This window comes from Serratia proteamaculans (assembly GCF_013337185.1).
GTDB lineage: Bacteria > Pseudomonadota > Gammaproteobacteria > Enterobacterales > Enterobacteriaceae > Serratia > Serratia proteamaculans_D.
On the sequence record NZ_SWDE01000001.1, the window covers coordinates 827,465 to 842,454 of the forward strand.

Below are 14,990 nucleotides of genomic sequence, written 5' to 3' on the forward strand. Positions count from 1 at the left end.
CCGGTTGGCATCGCCTGCCGGTGGCTTTGGCACCATCACTGCGGAAAAAATCACCGCACTGCACACAAGCGCAGCAATCGCGTGAAATACCGGATAAAATTACGTTTTTCTCCTTGCCAGCACGCAGGTTGCTCGTTAATATTCGTCCCCGCTGTCAGCCATGACAGACAGGAAAAGATGCGTCCGTAGCTCAGTTGGTTAGAGCACCACCTTGACATGGTGGGGGTCGGTGGTTCGAGTCCACTCGGACGCACCAAATTCCTAAAAGCAGTACAGTGCGTCCGTAGCTCAGTTGGTTAGAGCACCACCTTGACATGGTGGGGGTCGGTGGTTCGAGTCCACTCGGACGCACCAAATATCTAAAAGCAGTGCAGTGCGTCCGTAGCTCAGTTGGTTAGAGCACCACCTTGACATGGTGGGGGTCGGTGGTTCGAGTCCACTCGGACGCACCAAATCATTGTTTCCTCAGTTTCACCCTATCGACTCGCGCTTCCTCTACCGTTAACTCGCCAGTACGATCCCGTAGCTTTGCTCCTGTCACCGCAAGCGGCATCAGGTATCATCAAGGCGAATACCTTATCAGGACCGAATCCATGCTGACATTTACTGCCCAGACCCCGTTCGAGAAACTCGACAACGGACTCATCCGTCGACAAGGCATCATGAGCAACGGCGCCCGTGCCACCGAAGTGAAATTCGACGCTGGTACCTTTGGTCAGTTGCAAAAGCGTGATTTCGCTCTGCAAACGCAGGTGGTTTCCGGTGAGTTTGAATTTACCCTGGGCAATGACATTCAGGTGGTGGTCGCCGGTGAAAGCATCATGATCCCTGCCAACACCGCCAGCGGCTGTTTCTGTCTGACGGCAGGTACCCTGTGGGAAATCATCACTACACGCTGATCGTTAATACCTGCACTTATAAAGCGGTTATTTGCGCAACAAACCCCAGCTAAGGGTTTGCATTTGCGCCCTATTTACTGCTGATTTGACGGAACCGAGGTTTTGCATCGGTTTTTTATTTTGTTTCCCGCCGCTTAGCCTTTATAATGCGCAACGTCTTTCAGTTGAATGGTTTCAGCCCTTGATCTGCGAAAACGCAATAACAACACATTTTCATCTCATCACGTTGCGCAGCATCCCCGCATCCCGGCGCTGGCTGAATTTTTCCGCCCCATTTCGACTCTGGTCACCTATCCTTAACTGTGTTTTGCACCACCAGGAACGACTCAAATCCCTTATCAGTGGCCTGACCGCTGGTTTTATTCGTTTTATTATCCATCACAACTTGTAGAAAAATCCGTCATGAAAAAGACCAAAATTGTTTGTACCATCGGTCCAAAAACCGAATCGGAAGAAATGCTGACCAACCTGCTGAATGCGGGCATGAACGTAATGCGCCTTAACTTCTCCCACGGCGATTATGAAGAGCACGGCAACCGCATCAAGAACATGCGCGCCGTGATGGCGAAAACCGGTCAGAACGCCGGCATCCTGTTGGATACCAAAGGCCCGGAAATTCGCACCATGAAACTGGAAGGCGGTAAAGACGCGGCGCTGGTTGCCGGCCAGACCTTCACTTTCACCACCGATCAGAGCGTTATCGGCAACAACGAACGCGTTGCGGTAACCTACGCAGGCTTTAGCGCTGACCTGAAAATCGGCAACACCGTGTTGGTGGATGACGGCCTGATCGGCATGGAAGTCACCAACGTGACCGAAAACGAAGTTGTCTGTAAGGTACTGAACAGCGGCGACCTGGGCGAAAACAAAGGCGTTAACCTGCCGGGCGTTTCCATCCAGCTGCCTGCACTGGCCGAAAAAGACAAACGCGACCTGATTTTCGGCTGCGAACAAGGCGTGGACTTCGTTGCCGCTTCCTTCATTCGCAAGCGTTCTGACGTGCTGGAAATTCGTGAGCACCTGAAAGCGCACGGCGGCGCGCAGATCCAAATCATCTCCAAAATCGAAAACCAGGAAGGCCTGAACAACTTCGACGAAATTCTCGAAGCGTCTGACGGCATCATGGTTGCTCGTGGCGATCTGGGCGTTGAAATCCCGGTAGAAGAAGTGATCTTCGCTCAGAAGATGATGATCGAAAAATGTAACCGTGCACGTAAAGTGGTGATCACCGCCACCCAAATGCTCGATTCCATGATCAAGAACCCGCGCCCTACCCGCGCAGAAGCCGGCGACGTTGCTAACGCCATTCTGGACGGTACCGACGCCGTGATGCTGTCTGGTGAGAGCGCCAAGGGCAAGTACCCACTGGAAGCCGTTACCATCATGGCGACCATCTGTGAGCGCACCGATCGCGTGATGCCAAGCCGTATCGACAGCCTGCATGACAACCGCAAGCTGCGCATCACCGAAGCCGTATGCCGTGGTGCGGTTGAAACCGCAGAGAAACTGGATGCTCCACTGATCGTGGTTGCCACCAGCGGCGGTAAATCAGCCAAGTCCGTGCGTAAATACTTCCCTAACGCCGTGATCCTGGCGCTGACCACCAACGAAACTACCGCTCATCAGCTTATTCTGACCAAGGGCGTGATCCCACAGATGGTTAAGGAAATCGCCTCTACCGACGACTTCTATCGCATCGGTAAAGAAGCGGCACTGGCCAGCGGTTTGGCACAAAAAGGCGACGTTGTGGTGATGGTTTCTGGTGCTCTGGTACCAAGCGGCACTACCAATACTGCCTCGGTTCACGTGCTTTAATATAAAACGTGACATAATTATTTTGACAAAAACGCCGCTTAGCGGCGTTTTTTTTAGCACTGGTAAACCGTTTTCTCAAAAACGCAACCGTGGATTGCTCATTATTTAGCTAATTATAAATCGGAGTTGTCCCATGGAATCCAGCTGTTTTCCCTACATTTTTTAACTATTTTTCAAAAGAAGATGCAAGTTTGAGCGAACGATCAAAATAAAGCACTCCAATCCAAAAAAATTATTCTCTTTCGAAAAAAGTTTGTGTAATACTTGTAACGCTACATGGAGATTAACTCAATCTAGAGGGTGTTATAATGAATCGTACTAAACTGGTACTGGGCGCGGTAATCCTGGCTTCCACTATGCTGGCTGGCTGTTCAAGCAATGCTAAAATCGATCAACTGTCTTCTGACGTTCAGACTCTGAACGCTAAAGTTGACCAGCTGAGCAACGACGTGAACGCAATCCGTTCTGACGTTCAAGCAGCTAAAGACGACGCAGCACGTGCTAACCAGCGTCTGGACAACCAAGCACACGCTTACAAAAAGTAAGATAGCTTCGGTTATTGAAAACGGCGCACAATGTGCGCCGTTTTTTTTGTCTGCAAATTTCCCCTCTTGTTCCCCCCTGCCGTCAGGCGAAAAAAAAGGGCTCAGCACGCTGAACCCCTCGGAATTACCCATTAAGACCGCGTTTTAATTCACCGAACTGATAGGTGCGCTCTTGAATAGGCCTTTATTCGCTTCCTGAGAGGCTACAGGCGTTAAACTGACCTCAGATGGGCTCTGCCCCAGGTTAACCAGTACCGGCATGCCAGAACGGCGTACAACCGCGCTGTCGAACACGGCCTTATCGGTCTGGGCATCCCCCACAAAAGCTTTCTCGGTTTTCGACAACGCGATCGGCATGGTCTGTGGATCGTCGCTTTCAACTCTCGACAGTGGCTGATGCACTTCTACGTAGCGCTTACCGTCCGGCTCAACGGAAATTTTCACCGGGTCGTTGATTACCTGCACGCGGGTGCCACGCGGAACCATATTAAACAACGCTTCGATATCCGTTGGGCGCAGGCGAATACAGCCGGAGCTGACGCGCATGCCGATACCAAAGTTGGCGTTGGTGCCGTGGATCAGGTATTCACCGTGTCCCATGGCCAGACGCATGGCAAACAGGCCCATTGGGTTTTCAGGCCCGGCCGGTACGACGCCAGGCAGTTTCACCCCTTTTTCCAGGTAGCGTTTACGGATATTGGCCGTCGGCGTCCAGGTTGGGTTCGGGATTTTTTGGCTGACAGAGGTCACCTGCAGTGGCGTGTGCATCCCCGTCTGGCCGATACCGATAGGATAAACAATCACTTTGTTCTCGCCTTTCGGGTAGTAGTACAGGCGCAGTTCGGCCAGGTTGACCACAATCCCTTCACGCTTGGTATCCGGCAACAGCATCTGGGTCGGGATAGTTAATACCGAACCTGGTTTGGGCAGGAAGGGATCGGTGCCCGGATTGGCTTCCAGCATGCCCAGCAAACCAATTTTATAGTCAGCGGCAATCGCCTCCAGCGGGCGGCCATCATTGGGTACGGTATAGGTGGTGTTCTCGCCAATCAGACGGCTGTCCGGCGGCGGCAGCGGGTATTCGCTCGCACTGGCGGCCTGGGTGCCAGTCAGTACGGTGGCAAATAGCATGCCCATTAAACTCAACGCACGTTTCATTATCATCCCTATTATGCTTATTACGGTTCGGCCACAAGGCTAACGGGCACTTGGCGGCGGGTAAATCAGACAAGACCTGATTAATACTAGCAATGCTGCAGTTAAAGGCAATAAGTCCTCTAAAAATCAACATGTTATAACGTAATCGCTTTATGGATTTGTCAATGTAACGTCAAGGGGTAAGCTGCTGATATGTCACTGATTTGCGGGGCGAACGAATGGGGTGTTGAGGGTTTGTAAAGACTCATTGACACAGGAAATACCAGTAACGCATCAATGAGTCTACCGCTATGTCACAACTTGGCAGCCTGACTGCGGATAGCGCGGATCATCGCCTCTAACCCTTGCGAACGTGACGGTGTCAGGTGCTGACTCAACGCCAATTCGGCGAAGAAGGGGCGAACATCCAGCTCGACAATCTGCTGCGGCGTCATTTGGTGATAAAGAATAAACACCACCGCCAGCAACCCTTTGACGATTGCCGCATCACTGTCGCCATGGAATTCAACACGCCCCTGCTCATCAAGCTGCATCACAATCCATACCTGGCTCTGACAGCCGGAAATCAGATTGCCCGCCTGACGTTCCGTATCGTCAAGCGCCGGCAGCTTGGCGCCCAGCTCAATGACATACAGGTACTTATCTTCCCAATTCAGGCAACGGGAGAAATTACGCACTAACTTATCTTTGTCCGGCAAGTTCGCCATGAGGATCCTTTCAATCATTCAGGGGCCGGCATGCCGACCCCATGTCACTGACTACAGGCATTGATTCACCCGGAGGGATTAAGCTCCGGTCTGTCCTATCCCAGCAGTTTTTGGATACGCTGTAACCCGGCCACCAGCCGGTCTACTTCATCGCGCGTATTATATAACGCCAACGAAGCGCGGCACATGCTCGGCACATTATAGAACGCCATCAGCGGCATCGCGCAATGGTGTCCGGTACGAATGGCAATGCCGTACTGGTCCAGGAAGCTGCCTACGTCAAAGGCGTGGTGCTCACCCAGGTTAAAGGCAATCACCCCGGCACGTTCTGCCGGGCCGTAGATTTTAAGCCGGGGTACCTGTTGCAGAGCCTCCAGCGCGTAATGCATCAGCGACTGCTCGTAGTCACCAATCGCCTCCAGCCCCAGCGCATTCACATAGTCAATTGCCGCACCCAGCCCCATCATGCCGGCGGTGTTGGGTGAACCGGCCTCAAAGCGCCAGGGTGGCTCGGCGTAAGTAGTCCCTTCCGTCAGGCTGACCTGTTGGATCATCGACCCGCCCCCTTCCCAGGGTGGCATTTGCTGCAACAGCCCCTGACGACCGTAAAGAATACCGATGCCGGAAGGCCCATACAGCTTATGCCCGGAGAACACGTAGAAATCGCAATCCAGCGCCTGAACATCCACCCGCTGGTGCATCACCGCTTGTGCACCGTCGATCAGTACCTTCAGACCGGCAGCTTTCGCCTGCGCCGTTATTTCCTGCACCGGGTTCACCGTGCCCAACACGTTAGACACCTGGGTTAGCGCCAATAGTTTGGTGGACGCGTCGATCAAGCCCGGCAACCGGGCCAAATCCAGCGTGCCATCTGGCTGTAGCGGCCAGACGCGAAGGTTCAACCCGCGTTCCTGCGCCAGCATCTGCCAGGGTACAATGTTGGCGTGGTGTTCCATCTCGGTGATGATAATGCTGTCACCGGGCTGCAAAAAATGGCGGCCAAAGCTGTTGGCTACCAGATTGATGCCTTCGGTAGTGCCCTTGACGAACACAATCTCTTCCGCCGAGCCGGCATTGATAAACGCCGCCACCTTTTCACGCACCGCTTCCATTTCCTGCGTCGCTTCGGCGCTTAACGTGTGGATGCCCCGGTGTACCGCCGCGTAGCCATGACGGTAAAAATCCAGCTCGCGATCGATGACTGCCTGCGGTTTCTGCGCGCTGGCGGCACTGTCGAGGTAAGCCAGCGGCTGGCCATTGACCTCGCGCGCCAACAGCGGAAATTCACTGCGTACCCGTTCAATTGGAAAACTCATGCAGCCTCCCCCGGCAGGCGCTGCGCAATCCGCGCCAGCACCGATTCACGGATGGTGTCGTTGCCAATCCCCTCGGTCAGCTCCGCGGCAAAGGCAAAGATGATCATCTGCTGCGCCGCATGCTTGTCGATCCCGCGCGATTGCAGATAAAACAGCTGCTCCTCATCGATGCGCCCAACGGTAGCACCGTGACTGCACTTCACGTCATCAGCGTAGATTTCCAGTTGCGGCTTGGTATCCACCTCCGCCACCTTGCCGAGCAGCAGGTTGTGGTTGGTCATCTGGCCATCGGTTTTAATCGCGTGTTTGGCCACTTTGATCATGCCGTTAAACACCGCTTTGGCGCGATCGCTGACCACCACTTTGTGCAGTTGGCGGCTCTCGCAATAACCCTTGTTATGCTCCAGGTAAGTGCGGGTATCGCAGACCTCTTTACCGACCGGCAGCACCAGGCTGTTGATCGTCAGGTTGGAGCCTTCACCGTTGAGCTGTGCGCTGGTGTTATGCCGCGTCAGCCCCGCCCCGAGCAGGAAACTGTCACTCTTCACCCGCGCATCGCGGCCAATCACCAGATCGTTATGGGCGAAGTGGTAGCTCGGCTGGCTTTCAAATGCCAGTTTGCAGTGCTGCAGTTGAGCATTGTCACCCACGTTAGCGGTCAGGCGTGCGCCAGTGAAATGCGCGGCATCATTAAGGCTGACGTAATGCTCGATCACCTCCGCCTGCGCATTACGCGCAATATCAAGATGATGGCGGTGATGGACGGTATTCACTTCACCTTCAGCGCCGCGTCCGCTGCTGATATGCAACAGATACAACGGCCGCTGGGCAATTTTGCCGGCCGCCACGCGGATAATGCTGGTTTCCTGCGCCAGACTTTCGGTCAGATGCAGGAAGATTTCGGCCTGGATCGGCTCCGGCAATGCCTGTAGCGTGCCGTAAGGGGCCACCTCAAACTGGTAATCGCCCAGCTCACTGTCGCTCAATGCCGCACTGAAGCGCCCGTCGATAAACACTAAACGGTAAGCGTCGATATCCAGCGCCAATGCATCCCGCTGAGCGGCAGTCACCGCTTCGAGCGGCGGCTCCAGGAACTGTTGCTCCAGCAAACCTTCAAGCGGGGTATATTTCCAGTTTTCATGCTTGCGGGTCGGCCAGCCCAGGCGCAAGGCCTGTTGCCAGTGCGCCAGCGCATGGGCGGAATGCTCGCCGCCGCGGGCTTCAAACAGACTGTAGAGTTGCTGCAGCGCGCGCGAATTATTGTTCGTCGGTAAGCCAGCCATAGCCCTGCTCCTCCAACTGTTTCACCAGGGTGAAATCGCCGGATTTGACGATGCGCCCCTGGGAAAGAACATGAACGTAATCCGGTTTGATGTAGTCCAGAATGCGCTGGTAGTGCGTGACGATGATGAACGAACGCTTGCCGTCCCGCAGTGAGTTAACGCCGTTGGCGACAATTTTCAGCGCATCGATATCCAAACCGGAGTCGGTTTCATCCAGAATGCACAGGTCCGGTTCCAGCGCGGCCATCTGCAGGATGTCATTACGCTTTTTCTCGCCGCCGGAGAAGCCGACGTTAACCGAACGGGTCAGCAGATCGGGCGGCATATTCAACAACTCAATTTTTTCTTCGATAAAATCAGCGAAATCGAAGCGATCGAGCGGCTCCTGCTCGCGATATTTACGCACTGCATTGACCGAGGTCTGCAGGAAGAAATGGTTGCTGACGCCGGGGATCTCCACCGGATACTGGAACGCCAGGAACACCCCTTCACCGGCACGGTCTTCCGGTGCCAGTTCAAGCAGGTCCTTGCCTTTGAAGGTCACTTCGCCCGCGGTCACTTCATACTCTTCGCGCCCGGCCAGGGTCGCAGAAAGCGTGCTTTTGCCCGAGCCGTTCGGCCCCATGATGGCATGCACTTCACCCGGTTTGATTTCCAGACTCAGGCCCTTGAGGATCTCGTTGCCTTCCGCGCTGACTTTTAAATTCTTGATACTTAACATGCAGTGTCCTTAGGTCGCGCTTTCGCGCTGTAAATCCGGCGGTTAGCCCACGCTGTGTTCCAGGCTGATGGCCAATAACTTCTGTGCCTCAACGGCGAACTCCAGCGGCAGCTCAGAGAACACGTCCTTACAGAACCCGTTGACGATCATCGAAATGGCATTGTCTTCGCTGATGCCGCGCTGCAGACAATAGAACAGTTGGTCATCACCAATTTTTGAGGTCGTCGCCTCGTGTTCCAGCTGCGCACTGTTGTTGCGTGCTTCAACATACGGGAAGGTATGAGCGCCGCTATCCGGCCCGATCAGCATCGAGTCACACTGGGTAAAGTTACGCGCGTTTTCCGCACCCGGCAGGATCTTCACCAGCCCGCGGTAGGTATTCTCGCTGTGCCCGGCGGAGATGCCTTTGGCGATGATGGTCGAACGGGTGTTCTTGCCGATGTGGATCATCTTGGTGCCGGTGTCCGCCTGCTGATGGCCACTGGTCAGTGCCACCGAGAAGAATTCACCGATAGAGTTATCCCCCTGCAGGATCACACTGGGGTATTTCCAGGTGATTGCCGAACCGGTTTCCGACTGGGTCCACGACATTTTCGAGCCCGCACCTTCACACAGCGCGCGCTTGGTCACAAAGTTGAGGATGCCGCCCTTGCTGTCACCCCCAGAGAACCAGTTCTGCACCGTCGAATATTTCACTTCGGCGTCTTTGTGCAGGATCACTTCCACCACTGCCGCATGCAGCTGGTAGCTGTCGCGCACCGGGGCAGAACAGCCTTCGATGTAGCTGACATAGCTGCCTTCATCGGCGATCAGGATGGTGCGCTCGAACTGGCCGGTTTTGGCGGCGTTGATACGGAAATAGGTCGACAGCTCCATCGGGCAACGCACGCCCTTCGGCACATAGACAAAGGTACCGTCGGAGGCCACCGCCGCATTCAGGGCGGCAAAGAAGTTATCGTTGGAAGGCACTACGCGACCGAGGTATTTGCGCACCAGATCCGGGTATTCATGAATGGCTTCGCCGAACGAGCAAAAAATCACCCCGCTCTCCGCCAGTTTTTCACGGTAGGTGGTCGAAACCGAGACCGAGTCGAAGATAGCGTCCACCGCCACTTCACTGCCTTCACGCACCGGCACGCCGAGCTGGTTAAACGCCAGTTCAACTTCGCTGGTCAGGTAATTGTTGTCGGTCGGGGCGCCAGGTTGCTGCTCCGCGCCGGGCTGCGAGCCGCAGGCGTCATCACAGCTGCCGCAGGACGGCGCCGAGTAATAGCTGTAATCCTGATAGTTCAGGCGCTCGTAGTTCGCTTTCAGCCAGTGCGGCTCTTCCATTTGCAGCCAGGCACGGTAGGCTTCCAGGCGGAACTCCAGCATCCACTCAGGTTCGTTACGCTTGGCCGAGATCGCGCGCACCACGTCTTCGTTGATGCCCATCGCCAACTCGTCGGTGGCCAACTGGGTAAAAAACCCTTCTTTGTAGCGACCTTCGCTGACCCAAGCCTGCACTTCATTAGGCATTTCTACATTGCTTCGTGTCATGTTGATTGCATCGCTCAAACGCCAAAACTCTCGCCGCACCCGCAGGCATGCTGAGCTTTAGGGTTATTAAATTTGAATATCTGATTCAGCCCTTCACGGACAAAATCCACCGTGGTGCCATCGATAAACGGCATGGCTTTCAACGGCACATACAATTTGGCGCCATCGCGCTCAAACAGCAGGTCGTCGTCAGCAGGGGCACGGGTGAGATCCAGCACATAGGCAAACCCGGCGCAGCCTGACTGCTTCACCCCGAGTTGCAGCCCCTTCACCTGCGAGTCCTGCTGCATTAGTTTCGTAATTTGTTGTACGGCATTGTCACTGAGCAAAATGCCTTGCCAGACATTTTCGTCCAGAGAAAAGGTGCCGACATTTTCCGTTTGCATATGGCCTACCTCACACTCGTGTTTTTCCACAGCCAATCTGGGTTGCTACTATGTTAGTGATAACGATTATCACTTCAACCGTTTGTTTTACAGGGGTATCCGCTAAAAGCCCGGATTTTTACTTCGGCATGCGGCAAGCGCGCGGGACAGTCAGCGCGCCAGGCGCTGCCGGTCAGAAATGGAATCATTTTATCCTTATGAATTTACTGCACATCCTGTATCACCATTGCGTTTACCCATCGGCTCGAACGCTTTACAGGGCCGGGCTTTTTCTGTCGATTTAAACATTCATAGAAAATACCTATTTCTGCATTTTGTCTGTCTTAAAAATGCGTTTATCGACAATAAGGCGCATTTCACGCCATTCCACTCACCCAACCGAGCAGGCAGAAGCGGCCACCTCTGATTAAAGTTTAGTCGCTACTGGCTATATTGGGTCGCTACTGCCCCTATGCATCCCCTGCCGACAATAAATAATTCAACAGAATGATTGATCACCAACGCGTCAATAAATATGATAATGATTATCATTCAATTCGCATTGGGCGTGGGCAAATGAATATCTCGATGAATGCGTGGCTGTTGGGAAAAATTGATGACTACAAATTCAGCGTGCGCGACGCCACGGTAGATTTCTATATGGCGGAGGCGTCACTGCGGCGACCTGAGTGCAACATCAACCACCTGAAACGCTATAACAACGTCAGTCTGAACATGGCGAATCTGTGTCTGGAGAATGGCGATGATGAAAGCTACCTGCATGCGCTGAGCAAACTGCATAATCGGCTGATCGTGGAAATCAATAATCCGCAGCGCTGCCAGCTATTCCGGGTGCAGAGCTATCATTTTGCCCGTCATACCCTGACCCTGATCTGCCAGAAATATGCGATGGAAGGGACCTGGGAGAAGGCCAACGCCTTCCAGAAGGATTTCGTCAAGCGGGTGCCTTTTCAGCTGTAATCCGGTTGAACGACAAAATACCCGCAGACAGGGCTGCCTGCGGGGTAAAACGCTTAATCGATGACGGCGGTAGTCAGGCGCGAGGTGCAGCACAGACGATCGCGCGAATCGAAGATTTCGATCTGCCACACCTGATGACGACGACCAACGTGCAGCGCACGGCACACACCGCGGACTTCGCCTTCAAATGCTGCCCGCAAATGGTTGGCGTTGATTTCCAGCCCCACCACCTTCTGCTCACCTTCGCAGCACAGATAACCGGCCATCGACCCCATCGACTCTGCCAGCACGACCGATGCCCCGCCGTGCAGCAGGCCAAACGGCTGCCGGGTGCGCTGGTCGACCGGCATGGTGGCCTCGAGGTAGTCCTCCTCCAGCCGGGTAAAGCGGATGCCGACATGGCTGACCATGCAGCCTTCACCGGCCTGGTTTAATTGTTCCAGCGTCGTTTCTCTTTTCCACAGTTTCACTCAATCATCTCCAGAAGTGCCTGTAATGGGTGTCGTACTCCGTTACCCTCAATGCGTTTGACCTGGCTGCGGCAGGAATAGCCGGTCGCCAGGCAACGCTGCCGTGGCAAACGTTGTAACGCCTGGTGCCATGATAGCTCATAAATGCCGAGTGAATTCTGCAGGTTATTGACTTCATGCCCGTAAGTCCCCGCCATACCACAACAGCCAACGCTGACATTTTCCAGCCTGGCGCCAAAACGCGCAAAGATCGACGTCCAATGTTGGCTGCTGGTCGGTAATGCCGTGGTCTCGGTGCAGTGGCCGAACAGATACCAGGCTTCACCGGTGGCCGGCTGCTCGGCACGCTCGGCCAGCAACTGTTGCAGCCATTCGTGCACCAATTGCACCTGGAAGTCGCCACGAGTTTCCCCGAGGATCTCGTTATATTCATCTCGGTAACACAGCACCAGCGCCGGATCGACCCCCACCAGCGGCATGCCCAGCTTGGCCACCCGGTTGAGAAAATCGGCGGTCTTGCGCGCGGTGCGGGCAAAGCGCGTCAGGAAACCTTTGATATGCTGCGCCTTGCCATTGGGTGAGAACGGCAACAGCACCGGGCGATAACCCAACTTTTCCACCAGCCGTACAAAGTCCGCCACCACTTTGGCGTCGTAATAACTGGTAAACGGATCCTGCACGATCAATACATGCTGTTCGCGTTGTTGCGGGTTCAGCGCTTCCAGCTGTTCCAGCGTCATGCTGAGCGCGCCGTGGCCGGAGAGCTGTTGGCGCAGCGTCGGGCTGGAAAGCATCGGCAAATCAACCATGCCGATGCTGTTGCGGCTCAGTTCACGCACCCAGGGCTGGCGGAAGAAGAAGTTGAACACCTTTGGCGCCTTTGCCATCAACGGGGTATAACTCTCTACCCCGGCGACCATATAGTCACGCGCCGGTCGCAGATAACGGGTGTGATAAAGCTGCAGGAAACGCGAGCGAAAGCCGGGTACGTCGATTTTAATCGGGCACTGAGTGGAGCAGGCCTTGCAGGCCAGACAGCCGGACATCGCCTCTTTCACTTCGTGCGAGAAATCGTATTCCCCTTTGCTGGCGTACCAACTGTTGCGGGTTTTCTCGATCAGCGCCCTGAAGCTGACACGCTGCTTCGGCAGCTGCTTTTCCAGTTCCAGCGGATCGACACCCTGTTCGGACAGCAAACGCAGCCATTCACGCACCAGCGCCGCCCGCCCTTTTGGCGAGTGAATGCGGCTGCCGGTGATTTTCATTGACGGACACATTGGGCTGCGGACGTCAAAATTGAAACACAAACCGTTGCCGTTACACTCCATGGCGCCACGGAACGAGGTGCGAACCTCGACCGGAATGCGACGATCAAGGGTACCGCGTTTGGCGGCGTCCACTTTCATCATCGGCGCATCGACGCCAAGCGGCGAACAGATTTTGCCGGGATTGAGTCGGTTGTCCGGGTCGAAAGCGGCCTTGATACGGCGCAGCTCCAGGTACAGCTCGTCGCCAAAGAACGCCGGGCTGTATTCGGCGCGGAACCCTTTGCCATGCTCCCCCCACAGCAAGCCGCCATACTTGGCGGTCAACGCCACCACCTGGTCGGAAAGCTGCTTCATCAGCACTTCCTGCTGCGGGTCGCACATGTCGAGAGCCGGACGCACGTGCAACACACCGGCATCCACATGGCCAAACATGCCGTAGCTGAGGTTATGACTATCGAGCAACTCACGGAATTCAACGATGTAGTCGGCCAGATGCTGCGGTGGCACACAGGTGTCCTCGGCAAACGGGATCGGCTTGGCGCGCCCTTTGGCATTGCCCAATAGCCCGACCGCCTTTTTACGCATGTTGTAAATGCGCTCGATGCCCTCCAGATCGCCACAAATCTGATAACCAATCACTCCGCCCTCTCGCTCGGTAATTAGTTCGTCCAGCCGCAGGCACAAAGCCTCCATCTGCTGGTCGATCAGTGCCTTGTCATCGCCGGCAAACTCAACGATGTTCAGACCCAGCATCTCTTTATCCGGCACGTTGGTGATCAGTTCATTGACCGAATGCCAGACAATATCTTCGCGTGCCAGGTTCAGTACCTTGGAGTCGATAGTCTCGACCGACAGCGCTTTGGCTTCCACCATAAAAGGCGCGTTGCGCAGTGCGGAATCAAAGGAGTCATATTTAACATTCACCAACCGGCGCACCTTCGGCAGCGGCGTAATATCCAGCCGCGCCTCGGTGATAAACGCCAGTGTCCCTTCGGCGCCGGTCAGAATGCGTGTCAGATCGAAGGTTTGCAGGTCGTCGCTGAACACATGGCGCAGATCGTAGCCGGTCAGGAAACGGTTAAGCTTGGGGAATTTTTCCAGGATCAACGCCCGCTGATCGCGACAGCTGTTGAGCACCCGGTTATAGATGCGCCCTTCAACCGTGTCTTCGTTGGCAATCGTTTCCGCCAATGGCGTCGGCATGGCGCGGGTGTCAATCATATCGCCACCCAGCAGCACCGCCCGCAAGCCCAATACGTGGTCGGAAGTTTTGCCGTAGACCAGCGATCCCTGACCGGAGGCGTCAGTGTTAATCATGCCGCCGAGCGTAGCGCGGTTACTGGTGGAAAGCTCCGGTGAGAAGAAATAACCGAACGGCCGCAGGTACTGGTTGAGCTGATCCTTGATAACCCCGGCCTCAACCTTGACCCAGCCCTGCTCGACGTTGATTTCAAGAATGCGGTTCATGTGGCGCGACATATCCACCACAATACCGCTGTTGAGCGACTGCCCGTTGGTCCCTGTCCCACCACCGCGTGGGCTGAAGGTCAGCGCAGTGAAGCGCTCTTCGGCCGCCAGACGTGCAATAAGTGCCACATCCGCAGTGGAGCGGGGAAACACTACCGCGTCAGGCAGCAACTGATAGATACTGTTATCGGTCGCCATCGTCAGCCGGTCGGCATAGCTGGTAGCGATATCGCCGTTAAACCCGTTTTGCTTCAACGCTTCCAAAAAATCGAGCACCCGTTGAACGAGGCCGGGCGCCTGAGAAATCTGTGGGATCATTCGCTTTTTGACCCTGTCTGTCTAATTTTTATGCGTCATTATGCACGCTGAATCAGGCCTTTATTCAGACCCACCCTGTTTTTTATTAGAGATAAAAACTAACATACTCGTTTAGTGAAGGCATGCAGATTATTGCAA

General features: G+C 54.8%; 13 protein-coding genes and 3 tRNA genes. 7 read left to right on the plus strand and 9 right to left on the minus strand.

Going from position 1 to position 14,990, the window contains the following annotated elements; translation table 11 throughout:
- The first annotated feature begins 179 nt into the window (after window positions 1-179).
- The 6 genes from FCL49_RS03830 to FCL49_RS03855 all read left to right on the plus strand — a co-directional run bounded on the left by FCL49_RS03830 (window position 180) and on the right by FCL49_RS03855 (window position 3,259).
- Window positions 180-256: transfer RNA gene (locus tag FCL49_RS03830), tRNA-Val, on the plus strand.
- A gap of 21 nt (window positions 257-277) precedes the next feature.
- Window positions 278-354, plus strand: a tRNA-Val gene (locus FCL49_RS03835).
- A gap of 21 nt (window positions 355-375) precedes the next feature.
- Window positions 376-452: transfer RNA gene (locus tag FCL49_RS03840), tRNA-Val, on the plus strand.
- Window positions 453-593: 141 nt separating this feature from the next.
- Window positions 594-899 (plus strand): cupin, encoded by a 306-nt coding sequence (locus FCL49_RS03845; RefSeq protein WP_174352497.1) that lies wholly within the window; start codon window positions 594-596, stop codon window positions 897-899.
- Window positions 900-1,301: 402 nt separating this feature from the next.
- Window positions 1,302-2,714 carry a pyruvate kinase PykF gene (pykF, locus tag FCL49_RS03850; protein ID WP_135316344.1) on the plus strand — a complete coding sequence of 471 codons (1,413 nt, stop codon included), beginning with the start codon at window positions 1,302-1,304 and terminating at the stop codon, window positions 2,712-2,714.
- Window positions 2,715-3,022: 308 nt separating this feature from the next.
- Window positions 3,023-3,259: a major outer membrane lipoprotein gene (locus FCL49_RS03855; RefSeq protein ID WP_005165631.1), complete on the plus strand. Its 237-nt coding sequence runs from the start codon at window positions 3,023-3,025 to the stop codon at window positions 3,257-3,259.
- A 144-nt stretch (window positions 3,260-3,403) separates the two neighbouring features.
- On the opposite strand, the gene FCL49_RS03860 is transcribed toward FCL49_RS03855, so the two are convergent.
- The 7 genes from FCL49_RS03860 to sufA form a co-directional block, all read right to left on the minus strand.
- Window positions 3,404-4,417 carry a L,D-transpeptidase family protein gene (locus FCL49_RS03860; RefSeq protein WP_174352498.1) on the minus strand — a complete coding sequence of 338 codons (1,014 nt, stop codon included), beginning with the start codon at window positions 4,415-4,417 and terminating at the stop codon, window positions 3,404-3,406.
- 293 nt (window positions 4,418-4,710) lie between these two features.
- Complete coding sequence (gene sufE / locus FCL49_RS03865; RefSeq protein WP_174352499.1) at window positions 4,711-5,124, minus strand: cysteine desulfuration protein SufE; 414 nt, start codon at window positions 5,122-5,124, stop codon at window positions 4,711-4,713.
- Window positions 5,125-5,219: 95 nt separating this feature from the next.
- Window positions 5,220-6,440 carry a cysteine desulfurase SufS gene (gene sufS, locus FCL49_RS03870; RefSeq protein WP_174352500.1) on the minus strand — a complete coding sequence of 407 codons (1,221 nt, stop codon included), beginning with the start codon at window positions 6,438-6,440 and terminating at the stop codon, window positions 5,220-5,222.
- Window positions 6,437-7,723, minus strand: coding sequence for a Fe-S cluster assembly protein SufD (gene sufD, locus FCL49_RS03875; protein ID WP_174352501.1), 1,287 nt, complete (start codon window positions 7,721-7,723; stop codon window positions 6,437-6,439). Before sufD ends, sufS begins: the two co-directional genes overlap by 4 nt.
- Complete coding sequence (gene sufC / locus FCL49_RS03880; RefSeq protein WP_135316339.1) at window positions 7,698-8,444, minus strand: Fe-S cluster assembly ATPase SufC; 747 nt, start codon at window positions 8,442-8,444, stop codon at window positions 7,698-7,700. The genes sufD and sufC overlap by 26 nt, the downstream gene beginning before the upstream one ends.
- A 42-nt stretch (window positions 8,445-8,486) precedes the next feature.
- A complete protein-coding gene (sufB, locus tag FCL49_RS03885) occupies window positions 8,487-9,983 on the minus strand; it encodes a Fe-S cluster assembly protein SufB (RefSeq protein WP_026142350.1) in 1,497 nt (498 codons plus the stop codon).
- Window positions 9,984-9,997: 14 nt separating this feature from the next.
- A complete protein-coding gene (sufA, locus tag FCL49_RS03890) occupies window positions 9,998-10,369 on the minus strand; it encodes a Fe-S cluster assembly scaffold SufA (protein ID WP_174352502.1) in 372 nt (123 codons plus the stop codon).
- A 555-nt stretch (window positions 10,370-10,924) separates the two neighbouring features.
- Here sufA and FCL49_RS03895 point away from each other — a divergent pair.
- On the plus strand, window positions 10,925-11,329 hold the full coding sequence (locus tag FCL49_RS03895) for a hypothetical protein (RefSeq protein ID WP_004943694.1): 405 nt from the start codon (window positions 10,925-10,927) through the stop codon (window positions 11,327-11,329).
- Between the two features lie 53 nt (window positions 11,330-11,382).
- Here FCL49_RS03895 and menI read toward each other — a convergent pair whose 3' ends face one another.
- Together menI and ydiJ are read right to left on the minus strand one after the other, a co-directional pair.
- The gene (menI, locus tag FCL49_RS03900; protein ID WP_174352503.1) at window positions 11,383-11,799 is read right to left on the minus strand and encodes a 1,4-dihydroxy-2-naphthoyl-CoA hydrolase; all 417 of its coding nucleotides are present in this window, start codon (window positions 11,797-11,799) and stop codon (window positions 11,383-11,385) included.
- Window positions 11,796-14,852, minus strand: a complete 3,057-nt coding sequence (gene ydiJ / locus FCL49_RS03905; RefSeq protein WP_174352504.1) for a D-2-hydroxyglutarate dehydrogenase YdiJ — start codon at window positions 14,850-14,852, stop codon at window positions 11,796-11,798. The genes menI and ydiJ overlap by 4 nt, the downstream gene beginning before the upstream one ends.
- Window positions 14,853-14,990: the final 138 nt, after the last annotated feature.